Here is a 17,227-nt window from a genome sequence, read left to right as displayed (position 1 = left end):
ACCTGACTTTACTGCAATTTCAAATGATCAAGGATGACCTATTGGATATATTTAGATATGATTACGGATAAGAAATTTATTTCCACGCCTCTCCTTAAAAATAGAGCCGCGCTATAGGTCGTAAAAGGGAAACTTTACCAGAAAAAATGACTAGGAAATATCATTTCTTTTATGCCAAAGGGAATGGCCGTCAAAGAACACAGGTAAGCTCTTTCCAATACCTGTCTTTCTAGCTCCTTCAGGCCATATACCAGACTATCTGCAACATAATCTGTCTCTTGACCATGGTCTACATTGGATACTGTTATGTGATAATTGAGCTTTGGTAAATTAACAGCTTTAGGCGAATAACTATTCCAAGCGGTGATCGTTACGGTTTCTTTTTTAGGAAAACCGTGATCACTACTATTCAAAAAATAATTGTTCCATAAAACCAAACAAGTAATCAGCAGTACAGCGAATACTCCTAAAGCTCCGATTACTTTTTGTTTGCCCATGGTGATTTATCGAATAAAATCAATCAATTACTGATCGCTAAAATGTCCTTGTCCTTTTTAGGACAATAACTATATACTCAAACGGTAAGGCCGAATAAATCGTTTATTATTTGTGTCCTTTTTACAACGAAACACAAAAAAGCTGTCTCATATTCGTCAAGTCGGACCTTGGAATAACCTTCTCCTAATCACTTAAGGCTAGCCATTCCATGCATCCTTCCCACAGCCGTTCGCGACTGTAGCTAAGACTTATCATATGAGACAGCTCCAATCAAAATCATTTAGCCGATCTTTTGAAAGGCCTGTTCCAGATCTGCACAAATATCATCAATATGTTCGATCCCTAAAGAGATCCTCAACATACCGGGTGTGACACCGGCTGCTGCCTGCTCTTTTTCAGACAACTGTTGGTGCGTCGTGGCAGAAGGTTGGATGATCAAGGTCTTGGCATCACCGACATTTGCTAAGTGGCTGATGAGTTGCAAACTGTCCACCAGCTTTTCACCTGCCTCCTTACCTCCTTTTACTTCGAATGTCAATACACCTCCAAACCCTTTTTTCAGGTATTTTTTTGCCAATGTATGGTGCCCATGACTTTCCAGACCAGGATAACTAACGGTGGCTACTTGAGGGTGATTTTCTAGCCACTTGGCTAGGGTCAATGCATTTTCTACAGTCCGCTCGGCACGTAATGACAGCGTTTCGAGGCCTTGGAGCAGTAAGAAACTATTGAAGGGACTGATGGCTGGACCAAAATCACGTAGCCCTTCCACCCTCGCTCGGATGGAGAATGCTATATTCGGCAATCCTAAAGGATTTCCTTCGCCAAATACTTCCCAGAAATTCAATCCGTGATATCCTTCAGAGGGCTCCGAAAACTGTGGGAATTTACCATTGCCCCAGTTATAATTACCTCCATCTACAATTATACCACCGATAGAAGTCCCATGACCACCGATCCACTTGGTGGCAGAGGCCACCACAATGTGGGCACCATGTGCTAAGGGTCTAAAAAGATACCCTCCGGCGCCAAAAGTATTATCCACCACCAATGGGATGTCATGTTTTTTTGAAAGCGCGGACAAGGCTTCAAAATCCGGAACATTAAACCCCGGATTCCCTATGGTCTCCACATACAAGGCCTTGGTCCGATCATCGATCAGTTTCTCCATGTCCTCAGCCTTTTCACTTGAAGCAAACCGTGCCGAAATCCCCAACCGCTTGAATGAAACCTTAAATTGGTTATAAGTACCACCGTACAAGAAAGGAGAAGTGACAAAATTATCTCCATTTTCAAGGATATTGCTCAACGCAATAAATTGTGCTGCCTGTCCAGAGCTAACCGCCAATGCAGCCACTCCTCCCTCCAGAGCTGCCATTCTTTTTTCGAAAACATCATTCGTAGGATTCATGATCCTCGTGTATATGTTGCCAAATTCCTTTAAGCCAAAGAGGTTGGCTCCATGTTCGGCGGAATTAAACACATACGAACTGGTTTGATAAATCGGAACAGCGCGGGAATTGGTATTGCTATCGGGTTCGTGCCCTGCATGGAGCTGCAAGGTCTCAAATTTAAAGTTATGATCTGACATTTTATGAAATAGGTTACTTTAGAATTTTATTGCTGGACAAAGCCCTTCTTTATCCAGTTATAACTAATCAAAAATAACAATAACACTCGTATTTCTATCACTATTACCGCCTAATTATCCTAAGATTTCATGTCCTATTTTCCATCCTCACCGGTACCATGCCTTCGCCGGAATTTCATTTTTTTCATCTTCGCCATAGGCCCAAAAAAGCTTAAGTGAGGCATCTTCACTTTGCCTCATACAATAAATCTTGACCGGATGCATGCCCTTTGCTAGGTAAACAGTGCCTTTCGGAATGCTATTTAGATCAAAATTCCCATCCAACACCCCTATATCATGAATCCTCATGAAAAAGTGACTCGTTCCTCTATCGGCTGAAAAGGTGTATTTACCCGCTGTAGGAACATCTACATACCCTTGCCAAACCACCAAATTGCCCCTATTGGGTACTTCCCTGAATGATGGACTTTTCACCGCTTTCTGAGTAAGAGGCTGCTCATGTAGTTTTGGAATCCAAGAGCTGTTGATTGCATAGGTTTTTACGGTCAGGCCTTCTTGAGGATTCCCCACTTCTATGGAGGGAACCAAACTCTCATCGTAAGGTCTAGGGGCTGCAGGATCGCTAATGCGATGGCGCAATGCAGCTGTCTTGAAACCTGCCTGTAAGGCTGGACGCTGGTCTGAAAGGTCAACTCCCTGCTGTGGATCTTTCGTCACATCATAAATTTCAAAATCATCATCCTGTCCTTGGATATCGTAACGCACTCCGACCATATCCCCTTGTCGGATCATTTGCATCTGCCCTCTCTTTCTGCCTTGATGGGCTTCCAGAAATTCAGCATAATTCGGAATACTTCCTCCTTGGGCATATTCCACATAAATGCTGCTGGGCTCCTGGTTTCCCGTACCGGTCAGAGAAGGTAATAATGACACCCCGTCCGTTCTGACAGGGACAAAAGCACCTGCTGCATCTGCAAAGGTTGCCATCCAATCATAAGAAATACTTGGTGAAGAAATCACCGTGCCTCCTTTGATACGTGCCGGCCAGTGAACAATGGTCGCGGTCCTAAGCCCCCCTTCGTAAACGTCCCTTTTTATGCCGTCAAAATGGGCAAAATTGTTAAAAAATTCTGGTGTATACGGCGCGAATTCCTTCGGAAGATAGGATTCTCTAGAGGGGCCGTTATCGGAAGTAAATACCACTAGGGTATTATCATCGATATCCAAATCTTCCAGCAATTTCATTAAATCCCCCACCTGATCATCGATTCTCCGGTTTACGGATGCATATCGTTTATAAGTATCTGGCCATGGGACCTCCGGCGTAGCACTGTTACGATCATGATCATATGAAGCGTGCCTAAATTCGGGATAAACGTATGAATCAACTTCTCCGGAAGCAGTATTGATCATTTCGCCTGCTTTTCCCAACCATTGGATGCCACCGTTTAGTCCTCCTCCGGCTGGATATTCTTGTGTGGGAAGCTCTAAAACCGCATGCGGAGTATCATATGCCAAATACATAAAAAATGGTTGGTTAGGGGATTTATCTCGATGCTTGATGATATAATCCTTTGCCTTGGCCGTAAACAGATCCCCCGTGTAACACTTATCTAATCCCTCAACGGTTTCATAATCATGATATACCTCGGTGCTTCCTCTGTAAATACCTTCCACAGGATAATGCTCATGGCCATCTCGATGACGGATATAACCAAAATACTCGTCAAATCCGACCTTCAGCGGATGAGTCGGCCAGTCAGGACCTTCCTCCTCCCCTTGTAGTCCCCATTTACCTACTGCTATGGTTTTATAGCCGGCTGCTTTCAATACAGCCCCCATGGTGTAATTGTCACCAATTTCTTTGTCGAATTGATTATCGCGAACGTGTGCATGCCCTTGGTTTACCCCCATCAAAATGGAAGCCCTAGAAGGTGCACAAACAGGCGCTGCAGTATAATGATCCGTCAGCATAGCCCCTCCGTGCGCCATCTTATCCAGCTGTGGCGTCATGATCCAAGGCTCACTTCTGTCATTTCTGGACTTGCGCTCATTTTGGAAAAACACCCCAATATCGCCGTACCCCAGATCATCCACCAAAACAAAAATAATGTTTGGGGATTTTGCTGATTGGGCTTTGGCTGGACTGCTCCATAGGGAGATGAACAGGGAAAATAGCAAAAGGGCTTTTGGTTTGGCTTTAGCGTACATGGAATAGTAATTTTATTAAAACACGTCTTAATAATCAGGACATGATTATTTCGTTAGGATTCGAAGATAAAAATTTTTCAACCTCTTATCATTTAAATCGAAAATAATTAACGTCATGATAACATGTTTTTTTTAATTCATCCAAAGTACATCATTTTATGCCTATCCTTTTTAGGTTTTTTTTTAAATATACCAAATTGCAAAATCACTCACCACATATTTAAGTAATCGAATGCTCGCAGGTACCTTAGAAAGTATGCCTTATTGTCTGGCTATAGCTTGACTTTAAACACTATAAAAATGAATTAATCGCGTGGTAAATCAACTTTTTTATTACAACTTGGATATGGATAATCAACAGAATCACAAATCGTTAAACATAAATTATTCATTTCACCAAATGGATAATCATCATTAACCCGATTAAAAGCATTCAAAGGGTTTTTTCCGGATTAACCTATAAACCGTAAGATTTGAATGAATAAAGAAGACTTTAATTCGAAAAAAAATACCGACAAACTGAAACTTCTTTCTCTGGTCAGTCATGAGATAAGGACACCTCTTCACGGCATCATTGGTCTAACGGAGCAACTTCAAGACACAGCCCTTTCAGCGGATCAAAAATCACTGGTGGACCACCTGATCCATACTGAAAGGATTTTGATGAATTTAATTAATGATGTGCTGGATTACTCCAAACTTAAAAGTGCTGCCTTTGACATAAAACTCAAAGCAGCCAGTTTACCGACCATACTTCATGAACTAAAAGTACTTTTCGCACCATTAGCCAACCAAAAGTCACTGGACTTGGACGTTTCCATAAACGTGGAATCCGGACATGTTTTGGTGGATATATTAAGATTAAAACAAGTACTCTCAAACTTGATCAATAACGCCTTAAAATTCACCCATACAGGGTATATTCGGCTGGAGTGTCAACAACTCCCCTCTCAGAATGATCAGGAAAACCCCACCTATAGATTTACTGTGGAAGATACAGGTGCTGGGATTCCAGAAGGTGAAGAGGACAGTATTTTCGAAGCTTACGGGCAATCTTCTGAAAACAACAATCATAACGGTACGGGCCTTGGATTGACCATCTCCAATATGATTCTACACAATATGGGAAGTGAGCTAAAATTGTCAAAGCCACGCCCTGCCGGTAAAGGTGCCATTTTTTATTTTGACTTAGTGCTGGCGCCTACCGACGAAACGCCCGTTCATCAAAAGAAACAACTTACCCACCAATTTGGAGGGAAAAGTGCCCTGCTAGTGGATGACGATCCCCTCATCCAAAAAATCACCGCTGGTATGCTCGAAAAAGAAGCGATAGCTGTCAAAATATCCTCTTCTTTCAACAGTGCCCTCAACCACCTTCAAGAGGTTCATCCGGATTTGATTTTCATCGATCTGGTGCTGGGAGAAACAGACGGAGCAGATTTGCTAAAATACCTAAAAGAAAAAGAAAAGCATCCGGGAGCATTTGTGTGCATGACCGCCTCTGAGAACAGTAAAGATGAGATTCTGCGAATGGGGTTTGATGCCGTTTTAAGAAAACCCTTTAACAGAAGGGCTTTGGCCAGGGTACTCTCCCAACTCTCACAATAACGCCCCAACAAACAGCACCGGGTGATAAGTACAAGAAAAGTCCCCGCCAGCTTACCCTTATGGTAAGCTAACGGGGTGGCTATTAGTCAGTCAGATCAAAAAATTACAAACCTATTTTTTAATGCTTTGGGTGGCACATCGCCAGATAAATTCGTAGGGTGAACCATAATGCTCTCCGGAAGTTTCTTCGGTATCTACTGCTTCCACGATGTACTGTCCCTTCCAAGGAGTATCCACGACGATTTCGCCATTGACATCAGTTACATACTCCTTTGACCAACCTGTAGGACCATCTACGGCTACGGTCACCCCTTCTTTCGCTTCTCCCTTGAAAAGAACTTTAAAGTGCAGCGGGTTTTTCAGGCCTCCCTTATCAGGGGAAGTCAACACCAAAGCCAGATCGGTTTTAGGTCCTTCCACAGTAGTTTCTTTGGCATTTCCTACCCATACCTGTGAGGCGGTATTAAACTGATAAATATATTCTCCTCCCAAGTCTTTTGCTGAATGGCCAATCTGCAAACGGTAAACACCATCCATTTCGGGGGTAAAATAGGCTGTGAAATACTCTTCATCTCCTTCAGTCTCCAACAAGGTCTTGTTTCCTGCCGGGTCAATTACCCATAGCTCGAAGTCCTTCACATCGGAATACCAGTCATCCACCTTTTCGATCACGCCCTCACCATATTCTCCATAATAAATTTTCACTTCTTGTTCTTGGCCTTTCTTCCCTTTTGTCGCTGTTTCAATCCACAAGGCATGCGCCATTGCCCAACCAAGGTTAGCAAATAGGGCCAAAGCAAATAATACACTGAATTTTGTTTTCATCTTTTGATTGTCTGTTAAATACGATTATTTCAATAAATCATCAATCTGAAGTTGCATTTGAGCGTCATAAAGGTGGCTTTTCAGTCGATAAAATTCTTCCTCCAGTAGTGTAAACTGAATATCCATATGATAAGTTTCGATCACTATCCTGTCCACGCCATCATAAAATGGACTGTGGTCACCATCAAAGGACAATTGATCTATATACCGGCAAAATCCACCAAAATCCACCCTGTTAAAACTCAACATGCACTGATCATACATCAATCCTATTCTGCCACAGTGCTCACACCTGGTCAGAATAAAATTGTCCTTCATCAATATGACTTCCGGATTACAGTAATTCATGTCATCTTCAGTTTGATAAAACCCAATTGGTGCCTGTCATAGGAAAGCTCACAAGTTACTTGCATGTTACCCGATTGCGCTGAGCATCCCCATACAGGACTTAATGTTTTTCTATATTTCTAAATCCATGGCATTGCCTTGTCCTTTCCAAACTTTACCAAGAGAAAGGATAGGACCAATGGCTAGAATCTAAAGCCTACACTAAGACGAGCATTTCTAGGTGCTTCTGCCTGATAATAGTAATAAGTGGCATATGCAGAACCAGAATAGAGATACTCATTTAAAAGGTTAAATACATTGGCCCGAATAGTCAGGTTATCGTTTTCCCACGAAAGTCCACCGTCCAATTTGAAGTAATTTGGTAAGGCCAATTGGTTATCTCCTGGCCAGTTCCATGTGGTTCTATCGGCTTGGTAAGTAAACCCGGCAGATACACCCAATCCTTCCAACACGCCACTTTGAATGGAGTAAGTCAACCAACCATTCGCTACGTGTTTTGCAAATCCTGGCACAGGACTTCCCACCTGAGAAAACTCTCCGGTACGCTCATCATCGGTAATTTCGGAATCAGTATAAGCATAGTTTGCGGTAACGATCAAACCTGGAATAATCTCGCCCCTAGCATCAAACTCTACCCCTTGGGTGGTGGTTTGCGTCAGCAATGAATACTGGGCAGTTGGATTTTCAGGATCGCTCACCATCTGGTTGTTCTTGAAAATCCTGTAAAGTGAAAGCCCCGTACTCCATTTTCCGTTAAAAAACTCCCGCTTAGCACCGAATTCCATGTTATTTCCCGTAATCGGTTTTACAGGTTCTCCACTCTTCAGCACCCCTGTCTGCGGCACAAAAGCCTGGTCATAAAGAGCGTAAACGGATGTTTGGTCATTAATGGAATAACTCAGCCCCACTCTTGGGGTAATCCTGCTGTCTTCATCTACAGCGCCATAGGAATTTTGATTGACATAGGTATACCTTCCGGCCAAGGTTAATCTTAAGGCATTTTCAAAGAAGCCAAGCTCATCTTGCAGGTAAAACCCACTATAGGACTGTGTGATGGAACTGGTATTGGCTCTTTGTCTAAGACTTTGGCTACGGTCAAACTGCGGCAAACCGTTCACGGGCCTTCCATAAACTGGATTGTTCATGTTAAAAAAACCACCGTTTATAGAATCCAATTGATGAGATTGACTCCAGTCAGCAATATATTCTTTGGTACCAATGTCCAATCCTGCCAAAACCCTATGATTGACACCACCAGTTTTCACTTCCCCATTAACAAATACCTGTCCGAAAGCATTTTGGTTCAAAGCATCCCAGATGGACACGTATCGCAATAAATTACCATCAGCATCTACGTTGTTTAACCACATAGAGCTTCCCTCCTGTTGGTAGTTAAAATAGGCCAGCTGGGCAGTGACTTTCCAGTTGTCACTGATGTCATGCTGTAGATTGGCCATCACGCTATGATCGTCAATTTTTGTGGGATCCAATCCCGGCTCAGCTATGGTAAAGCTTTGGTCATAAATACCATATCCTTCCGTAGAGAAGACATATGCCGAGCCGACATTAGACATATTCACATGCTGATACACATATTCCAACGTCAGTTTGGTCTTATCGTCTAGCTGATAGCTCACCACTGGTGCCACGCTGTATCGATCTGTAAACGTATAATCCTGGAAAGAATTTTGGGTTTGCCCCATGACATTTAATCGATATAGGAGTTTTCCATCCTTGCTTAATTTACCATCCAGGTCCAATGTTCCCCTGTAAAGATCATAGTTCCCCATGGTTAAATTTACTTCCCCACGCGTGACGCCTGTTGGCTTTTTGGTCACCACATTATAAATACCACTTGGCTCCCCATTGGACATCATAAAGCCAGCGGGGCCTTTGACAAACTCGATGGTTTCCACAAAACTCATATCTTCGTTAAGCGGGCCCCAGTTTGAGGTCACATTCATTCCGTTTCTGAAGGCTCCTGCCCGAGATCCACGCATATTCACACGTGCATATAGATTCCCCCAATGCTCCAATCGGGTCGCCCCACTCACATTTCGCAATACCCCATCACTCATATCAATGATCTGCTGATCCTCCAATGCTTGAGCAGTGACCACCTGGATGTTTTGGGGCACCTCTATTAACTTTTCATTCAAGCGAAGGCTACCGGAAGGCTCGTCCACTGTATATTCGTTTCTTTCACCCACTACGGTAACTTCTCCTAGTTCGGATTCTTTTTCTTTTAGCACCACCGTACCCATATCAATGGTTTGGCCACTTCGCACTGTTATACGCTTATTGATGCTCTGAAATCCGATTTCTGAAATAATCAAGGTATAATTACCCGCTGGTGCCATAAATTCAAATGCTCCATTCGCATCAGAAGCAACACCATAATTTGTTCCTTTTAGAATAATCGAGGCAAAAGATAACATATCCCCTGATTCATTTTTGACTTCACCGGTTATTGTCCCTGAAGCTTGGGCCATTGCCAACTGACAAAACCCGACCATCACAAGTAATAGTACAAATCCTTTCATTTACCTTATTTAGATTAATTTTAATTAAGAACAAAAGTAAGCCTCAAATCCATAACATCTAAATTATTTAGAATGATTTTAAATTTATTTTATCTATTAGTTTCAATTTTTAATAGATGTAAACGATTTATGTTGTACCTAAAACAAAAGCACACTGTAAATCAGAAATTGAATAAAACAGTTCCTATAAAAAGCCAATTCCTAAAACATAAAAACAGATGGAGAAACATCAATTTGGTTTCCTAAATATTTTTATTAATTTTATTTAAATTACTTTTTTATGTATTTATTATTCATTTTTATAAATTTATAAACACATAATAAATACATAAAATTTTCAAGAAACTGCATCAACTAAACTAGTATTATATGAGTACAATAAAATACCGTCCTGAAATTGATGGATTAAGATCTGTCGCAGTAGTCCCGGTAATTTTGTTTCATCTTGGACTGGGCTGGATAACAGGTGGATTCTATGGTGTGGATGTCTTTTTTGTCATCTCCGGATATTTGATTACATCGATAATCGTTAAGAACCTTGAATCTGGAAAATTCACCTTTGGAGACTTTTGGTTAAGAAGAGTGAAACGTATCATGCCTGCACTCATTGGAGTCATTCTTTTCTGTTTTATGATATTTCCCTTTTTGATTTATGAAGGAGATATTCATTATATGGTACTTGATGGTTTTGCAGCTTTATTTTCCGTTGCAAATTTTAATGCCTACCTTAACTTGGGAGACTATTGGAGCGGCAGGGCCGAAACATCATTTTTTCTCCATGCATGGTCGCTATCTGTTGAAGAACAATTTTATTTAGTATATCCCCTAATTCTCTTCTTCCTTCACAAATGGGGACAGTCTCTTCTAAAATGGGTAATAGCAATAGTGGTATTGAGTTTTCTATTATACTGTTTTGGAGTTTTTTTTGAATTAAAAGCATTCCCCTTTAATGCTCTTTCCAGTAATTCTGTGACATTTTATATGATTCCTTCTAGGGCTTGGGAGCTTGGAATTGGTTGTATAACAGCACTAATTGTAAGAGCAGGCTACAGAGACAAATCCTCAGCCAAAACCAAAGCCTCCTTTTCACTTTTGGGTCTACTTCTTATCATATGTTCTTATCTAATACCAACTGACGGTGATGTGAGCTTGATTGCCATTATGCCTACTGTAGGAACAGGCCTTTTTATTTTCTTTGCCAATGATTCTGTATTTGCCGGCAAAATTCTTAGTTCAAAACCTTTGGTTTTCATAGGGAAAATTTCCTACTCTCTCTACTTATGGCACTGGCCCTTTTGTGTTTTATTTCACAAATATTTATCAATCAAATACTCCATTTCAGATTCGATTGCTACTATATTTATATTAATATTAACGACAGTGTTTTCTATTCTCTCATATTACCTCATTGAAGAAAAAACACGATATTATAAAAATACTGTAAAGCTAGTGGGTAGTTTGGCAGTAGCAGTACTATGTTTTGGAGGGTTATACATGCAAGTTTTGTTTAAGGAAATAGAGGCTCCATTTAACTACGTAGATCACTATTTTCATTACTATAGTATAAACCCTGAATTATTCCACAAAAAATCAAATAGTACAGAGGTCGATCCCAAAGACATGAAGATAAATCACTTCCTGACATCTCGCAAGTCCCCTGAATTCGATAAAGGTGGATTAGTACTCGGGAATCCTGAAATCGAACACCCTGAAATCGTTGTAATTGGAGATTCTCACGGTTGTGGTTGGGCAAAAGTTTTAAATGAAATTTCTGATAGCCTAAATACCAAAACAACTTTTTACGTAGGTGACGGCATGTTTATGCACTTTCCCATAAAGGATGGTAAATTACCGGATGAAATGCCACCTATCAATAGTTTTACAGAAGATCAGGCTAGATCATATGGTGAAAACGTTCTTAAGTCCATTGCTAATGCAAAATTGGTTATTATCTCAAATAGGCTTACCGGATCATATCCCCGCACAATGGAACAAATGTCCTATATCGATGATTTCATCAATTATTCTACAAGTATGGGAGCAAAAGTGATGTTAATCAATCAACCACCATTATTGGCCATCCCTCCAAAACGACAACTTACCCCCTTATTGATTTATTTCGGCTATAAACCGAACGACCAAAATCAATATATAGGTGAATTTATGTCTTCCTCGATAGATTCTTATAATGAAAGATTAGAAGAAATGGCTAAAAAATACGATAAAGCATCTGTATATAATGCTTATGATATTTTTAAACATCCTCAAAAAGGGGTTTGGGTCATTGATAAAAAAGATGTTCTTTACAGGGATATAAATCATCTTAGCTACCAAGGCACATTAAAAGCAAAAGATGGGCTTTACCAGCATATCAGCCACTTAATGAACCTCTCCCCTTTAGTAGCCGATAAGGCAGTAACGAAATTAAATAACTGACCCATGCAAACCCTAAGGGAAATCCATAAAAAAGCGAAGATTCATGTCAAATGATTCTTCGCTTTCAAGTACCTAAATTCAATAGGTGTTTTTTGTTACTCCTTGATAACCTTATGTACGGTACGCATTCCTGAACGATTTACATACATGAAATATATACCGGAAGCATAATGGCTAACATCCCATGTAGTAGTGGAATCTTCGATGGTCCTACGCTCCATTAAAATGCCGTTCGTATTAAATATACTTACTTCGACGGGCTTGGTTGATGAAGCGGCTACTTTTATTTGAAGTTTGTCCTGAGTTGGGTTCGGATATATCTTCACGGTAGATACTTCCCTTTCTTCTTCTACTCTTTTAGAAGATCCCTCGTCAGAAAGGTTTTTCCGGGCCATCGCGGTACTATCACCATCCATGGTCGGCATCTCCCCAAACAACAATTTTCCATAATAATAAATGGCTATACGATCTTGCTCCATCCATCCACTGTTCTGGTTGTTGGAATAATCATTCGTTAGATCGAAATCTGTCCAGTCCGTCTTTGTAATGCGTACTTTTAATGTACCAGTCTCACTCAAGGGAGCTATTTGACCAAGGGTTCCATCAAAAGTAATGTCCAAATAGTGGTCAGCCATGGCTGTGGAAGCTTCTACCGCCATAAAGGTTCCTTCTAAATTTTCGCTTCCCAACTCGGCATAGTCTTTCCAGAAGGTCAAAGCTCCTCCGCCGTCTTTGGTAAACCAATAGCGAATACTAATCCCTTCATAATCCAAAGGTACATTACCAGTGTTTTTTAAATTAAAAACCTTCTTAATGGTATTATCCTTGGAAGACTCATTTTTGGCCATTACGGATACCGATTGTTGGGTAGCTACTGGTTGAGGTTCTTCTCCCCATATCAACTTACCATCTGCATAAAGGGTGATTTTATCCTGAACAGTATAGGTAGTCACAGGAAGCATCGAATAGTCATTGGATTCATCTAGTGCTGACCAATCTTCATCATAAATGGCGGATTTAATCTCTCCTGAGTTTTGTCCACTCGGTATGACATTTCCTGAACCAAAATCATACTGGACGTAACCATAAGCACCTTCCCTAGGTCCATCTAGCCTGACATACTCCATAGCCACTTGGTCCTCTCCAAATGGGGCGTAATCAACCCTGGTCTTGATCACATCCACCTGCTCGGGTGTTAGCCAATATTTGGCCGTTATATTGCCTAAATCCACGGACATGGTGTCCATATTGATCAATTTGAAGTAAGGCTTGATTTGACTATTTAGCGGTGAAGATGCGTCACCGTTTTTATAGCTTACCGACATTCGAGGAAAAGCATGATATAATGCTGCTATTTCAGATGCATCCAAAGCATAGTTATACAACCTCACATCATCCATGAGGTCCCGATAGGGTTTGTCTTCATCTGAATTTCCAAGACGTACAGGAGTGGTCTTGCCTATTTTACCAGTGGAATAGCCTGTTTCAGCTGTTTTTTCTCCATTAATAAAAAACCGGATTTGCCCATCCTCTTTGTCCCTTATGGCCACCAAATGCACCCACTCATCAGTAAAGATCGGATGGGATGTGCTGTTCCCTACAGAAGTGGTGATCGTCGTCTTGGTCCGGTCATCATCAATCCCAAACGTCAACCGTCCATCCCGTAACTGGATTCCATACCAATTATCCGCAAAACTCCCTTTATGGATCAAATAGCAATCTTTTCCATCAGCGTATCGATAGGTATCTTCAGCTATTTTTATCCACATGGAAATGGTAAATGACGTCTCATCAAATAAGAGCTGCTCCTCGTGGGCAATATCGATAGAAGCTGTAGCCGACGGTTCGTCAAACGCATAGGCTTGCCCAAATTTCCCGGCCACACGATCGGTCGATCCAAAACCCTGTGCCTGACTATCTTGATCGAATGGGCCATGATCTTTTACCATCGTACCAGTGGATTCATCCATTTTCCAGTAACCCACCAAACCCGCGGGAGCGGCTGCTCGGAAAGTCCATACATTGCCCATGGTAGTGCCTTTTGGACCGATGGCATCCACGCGCCAAGAATATGTCGTCTGCTTCTGCAAATTCTCAAGTTCATATTGAGGAGTATCTACTGGAACAGTTCCTTGTAACACAAGACTATCGGGATGGGTGCCCAGATAAACTTCGTATTGAGTAGTATTCACGCCTCCATTCCAACTTACAGGTACCCGATCATCAAATCCTTCCAATACATCCCCTTCCCCTAAGGAAGGAGAAAAAGCCTTTAATGGTGTGGGCAGCGTGTGGTAAAGCTCCAAGACTTCTTGGGCGGACAGGCTTTTGTTAAATAGCCGGACTTCGTCAATATTCCCTCTGAATGGGGTACCAAAACCATTGGAATTACCCAATATGATGGGCTCTTCTTGTCCAATGGACTGATGGGTACCATCTGCTACTTCTTTTATTTCCTCACCGTCTATATAAAGTCGCAGCACACCTTCTTCCACATCCCTGATCGCTACCAAGTGAACCCACTCTCCGGTAAAGATGGGCGAAGCACTGGTGGACAGTTGTGTCTTGTCTTTGTTATCGTCAATGGCAAACCGTAGGTCACCATCCTTGATTTCAATGCCATACCATTGGCCCGTGCCTCCGGTCGACTCATCAGCAGAAAATGTTCCCTTATGGATCAAGTAGGATTGGGAACTGCCGGCTGTCGACTTTAGCCACATAGAGATGGCAAAGGAGTGGTTATCAAAATACAACTGTTCGGCATGGGGGATAAAAACATGGGATGGGTTATCTGCAGTCGTCATGTCCAATGCATTATTTACTTTGCCACTTACCCAAGAATAATCGTTGAGGTCGTTGACTTCCCCGTCATTCCTGAAGTCTGTGCTATCCGCTACGAGTGTTCCAGTGGAAGCATCCATCAACCAAGCACCTACCAAACCACGTGGAATATAAGGTCGAGTTGTAAATGACCAGACATTTCCTGTAGTGATCCCTAATTGGTTTCCTGCATCCACTCTCCAATAATATACTGTTCCTGCTGCCAGACTGTCCAATGTCATGGTTTGATCGGTAATGGAATCAAGCTGCACTAATTCCTCAGGATGCTCGCCAAAATAAACTTCATAATAGTCAGTGTTTTCACTACCGCTCCATTCCAGAGATAGTGATACCGTGTCAGTAAAGCGGGCACCATCATCCGGTAAAACAGCCATTGGGGCAGACGGAGCCGTGGGAATCGGGATCGTCTTAAAGGATGAAGACACCGTGGCAATAGCTTCTAATTCCGCATGGTATGGCAAAAGCCTAAACTGATAATTGGTATTGGGAAGCAAAGAGTCCACTTGGTAGGTTACCGTGTTTCCAGCCAGACTGTCCAAAAACAACGCGTCACCATCCCCTTCCTTTATTTCAAGCACGATCCCCTCATATCGGGAATCATTATTGGTCCAATTTAATTTCATGGAATTACTGGTCACCTCTTCTGCCCCCACCTGCGAAATGGGCTTTAAAAAATCACCTGGTGCTTGGTCCAACAGCCCATTGATGTAATGCTCAATATTGGCATAACCATCCGCTGCAATTTCCATGGCATCTGCGGGATCAGCAGGATCCAATCCATTGGCCATTTCCCACTCATCCGGAATCCCGTCGCGATCACCATCATCCTTAGCCGGAGCGCCAAAAACTTGCCCAGGACCGCCCATTGGTAGTTCCCTTTCATTGGAAATCAACTTCCCTTCCAATCCCAAACTGGTCAATTCAGTCATTAAAAATTCATCTACCTGATCCCGCGTGGGATAATTGGCCCCCACATGTTCCAACACATAATCATAACTTTCCTGAGCGGTCATGACAGTTGCAGGGAAAGGATAGTCATAAGGCTCATCCGCAAAAGTAGTGATCCCCTCATAAGCGGAAAGCGGTACCAGCTCTCCGTCCAAAGCACCATTTAGATTGCCGTCATGATAATTTCCGGATACATATGGAATAAAACTCTCCGTACCGCGTGAAAAAGGCCTAATGGAGGTGCTCGGCCCATCAATATAATAATTGTTAACGATGTTTACCCTAGATTCGGCCGAGGAGCCTCCCATGATATATCCACCTCCTCTGCCCCAGTTATAGACCACGTTGTTTACAAACTGATTGCGATTTTTTACTTTGGGATTTCGGGTATTGTTATCAATATATAAGTTCCGGAACAGGCTTATCAACCCAGACGGTTCCAATAAACCGCCACATGAATGGGTCTCCAGTCCTTGGGAAATAATACTGTTCTGAATGGTAATACTGTCGGCGTAACCGGTGATGGAAAATGTCTCGTCTCTTCCCCAACTTGCCGAAACATGATCAAAAATCAGGTGTTTGGCGTCATCCGTCATGGTCATGGCATCGGCACCACTGGTACCATATCTCCCCATTCTTACCCGAAGGTAACGGACGATCGAATTACTGGCTTGGGTAAAGGTAATCCCATCACCATAAATGACCACCCCATCTCCCGGCGCGGTTTGCCCGGCAATGGTCACATTATGGGCCACTACAATTCTTGAATTGGTCTGAATAATGCCCCCAACTTCAAATACGACGATTCGGTTAGGTTCGCTGACGGCATCCCGGAAAGAACCAGGACCTGAATCATTCAGGTTGGTCACAATATACACTTCCCCATATCGGCCACCAACGGCCATCTGACCGGCGCCCTCGGCTCCCGGAAAAGCAATGGTCTGTGCATAGAGGGATAAATCAGGTACCATTAGACATAATAGCACCCATAGACAGCATTTAGCTGCCTTTAAACTTAACTTGGTAAAACGTTGCTGCATGTTAGTATGGTTATTTTGGTTATCAATGCATTACTAACACCAGGGGTCTGAAAAATATAATTCAAACTAAAGTTGAGAAGAAATAGCCTGTAAACTGTTATGGTCTATCCTGATTGAAGTGTATTAATTATGACCAATAAGCACATTTAAATATTATTAATGATTAATAATTATATCACATCATTTTTTAATTATATTAAAATTCATTCCACAACGAATCACAACAATTATTATATTATACAAATATCCATTCAGTGCCTACAAACACCCATTTTAATGTATTTCATTTACAGTAAAACTTATTAAAAATTAATTATTTGATAAAAATACCCAGTTTG

General features: G+C 41.8%; 9 protein-coding genes. 2 read left to right on the top strand and 7 right to left on the bottom strand.

From position 1 onward, the window contains the following. Positions 1 to 134: 134 nt before the first annotated feature. From ECHVI_RS16600 to ECHVI_RS16590, 3 genes are all read right to left on the bottom strand, one after another. Positions 135 to 497 (bottom strand): hypothetical protein, encoded by a 363-nt coding sequence (locus tag ECHVI_RS16600; protein ID WP_015267177.1) that lies wholly within the window; start codon positions 495 to 497, stop codon positions 135 to 137. 281 nt (positions 498 to 778) lie between these two features. Continuing rightward, positions 779 to 2,089 (bottom strand): O-acetylhomoserine aminocarboxypropyltransferase/cysteine synthase family protein, encoded by a 1,311-nt coding sequence (locus ECHVI_RS16595; RefSeq protein WP_015267176.1) that lies wholly within the window; start codon positions 2,087 to 2,089, stop codon positions 779 to 781. Positions 2,090 to 2,236: 147 nt separating this feature from the next. Then, positions 2,237 to 4,300 (bottom strand): sulfatase-like hydrolase/transferase, encoded by a 2,064-nt coding sequence (locus ECHVI_RS16590; protein WP_015267175.1) that lies wholly within the window; start codon positions 4,298 to 4,300, stop codon positions 2,237 to 2,239. 477 nt (positions 4,301 to 4,777) lie between these two features. Here ECHVI_RS16590 and ECHVI_RS16585 point away from each other — a divergent pair, with 477 nt between their 5' ends. Further along, entirely contained in the window at positions 4,778 to 5,908 is a 1,131-nt protein-coding gene (locus ECHVI_RS16585) for an ATP-binding protein (RefSeq protein WP_015267174.1), read from the top strand. A gap of 111 nt (positions 5,909 to 6,019) precedes the next feature. Here ECHVI_RS16585 and ECHVI_RS16580 read toward each other — a convergent pair whose 3' ends face one another. The 3 genes from ECHVI_RS16580 to ECHVI_RS16570 form a co-directional block, all read right to left on the bottom strand. After that, the gene (locus ECHVI_RS16580) at positions 6,020 to 6,733 is read right to left on the bottom strand and encodes a DUF4198 domain-containing protein (RefSeq protein ID WP_015267173.1); all 714 of its coding nucleotides are present in this window, start codon (positions 6,731 to 6,733) and stop codon (positions 6,020 to 6,022) included. 24 nt (positions 6,734 to 6,757) lie between these two features. Beyond that, positions 6,758 to 7,081 (bottom strand): DUF6686 family protein, encoded by a 324-nt coding sequence (locus ECHVI_RS16575; RefSeq protein ID WP_015267172.1) that lies wholly within the window; start codon positions 7,079 to 7,081, stop codon positions 6,758 to 6,760. 182 nt (positions 7,082 to 7,263) lie between these two features. Continuing rightward, positions 7,264 to 9,624, bottom strand: coding sequence for a TonB-dependent receptor (locus ECHVI_RS16570; RefSeq protein WP_015267171.1), 2,361 nt, complete (start codon positions 9,622 to 9,624; stop codon positions 7,264 to 7,266). A gap of 369 nt (positions 9,625 to 9,993) precedes the next feature. Between ECHVI_RS16570 and ECHVI_RS16565 the strand changes: the two genes are divergently transcribed. Beyond that, positions 9,994 to 12,060 (top strand): acyltransferase family protein, encoded by a 2,067-nt coding sequence (locus ECHVI_RS16565; RefSeq protein WP_015267169.1) that lies wholly within the window; start codon positions 9,994 to 9,996, stop codon positions 12,058 to 12,060. Between the two features lie 95 nt (positions 12,061 to 12,155). On the opposite strand, the gene ECHVI_RS23030 is transcribed toward ECHVI_RS16565, so the two are convergent. Beyond that, a complete protein-coding gene (locus tag ECHVI_RS23030; RefSeq protein WP_015267168.1) occupies positions 12,156 to 16,889 on the bottom strand; it encodes a LamG-like jellyroll fold domain-containing protein in 4,734 nt (1,577 codons plus the stop codon). Positions 16,890 to 17,227: the final 338 nt, after the last annotated feature.

This window comes from Echinicola vietnamensis DSM 17526 (assembly GCF_000325705.1).
Lineage (GTDB): Bacteria > Bacteroidota > Bacteroidia > Cytophagales > Cyclobacteriaceae > Echinicola > Echinicola vietnamensis.
Note: the sequence above shows the minus strand (reverse complement) of the source record. Positions and strands in the feature narration are given on the sequence as shown.

What these genes read in the sequence shown, in the direction of transcription:
- ECHVI_RS16580 (WP_015267173.1), bottom strand. Translation starts at nt 6,733, where the DNA reads ATGAAAACAAAATTCAGTGTATTATTTGCTTTGGCCCTATTTGCTAAC.
- ECHVI_RS16600 (WP_015267177.1), bottom strand. Translation starts at nt 497, where the DNA reads ATGGGCAAACAAAAAGTAATCGGAGCTTTAGGAGTATTCGCTGTACTG.
- ECHVI_RS16585 (WP_015267174.1), top strand. Translation starts at nt 4,778, where the DNA reads ATGAATAAAGAAGACTTTAATTCGAAAAAAAATACCGACAAACTGAAA.
- ECHVI_RS23030 (WP_015267168.1), bottom strand. Translation starts at nt 16,889, where the DNA reads ATGCAGCAACGTTTTACCAAGTTAAGTTTAAAGGCAGCTAAATGCTGT.
- ECHVI_RS16595 (WP_015267176.1), bottom strand. Translation starts at nt 2,089, where the DNA reads ATGTCAGATCATAACTTTAAATTTGAGACCTTGCAGCTCCATGCAGGG.
- ECHVI_RS16575 (WP_015267172.1), bottom strand. Translation starts at nt 7,081, where the DNA reads ATGAATTACTGTAATCCGGAAGTCATATTGATGAAGGACAATTTTATT.
- ECHVI_RS16590 (WP_015267175.1), bottom strand. Translation starts at nt 4,300, where the DNA reads ATGTACGCTAAAGCCAAACCAAAAGCCCTTTTGCTATTTTCCCTGTTC.
- ECHVI_RS16565 (WP_015267169.1), top strand. Translation starts at nt 9,994, where the DNA reads ATGAGTACAATAAAATACCGTCCTGAAATTGATGGATTAAGATCTGTC.
- ECHVI_RS16570 (WP_015267171.1), bottom strand. Translation starts at nt 9,624, where the DNA reads ATGAAAGGATTTGTACTATTACTTGTGATGGTCGGGTTTTGTCAGTTG.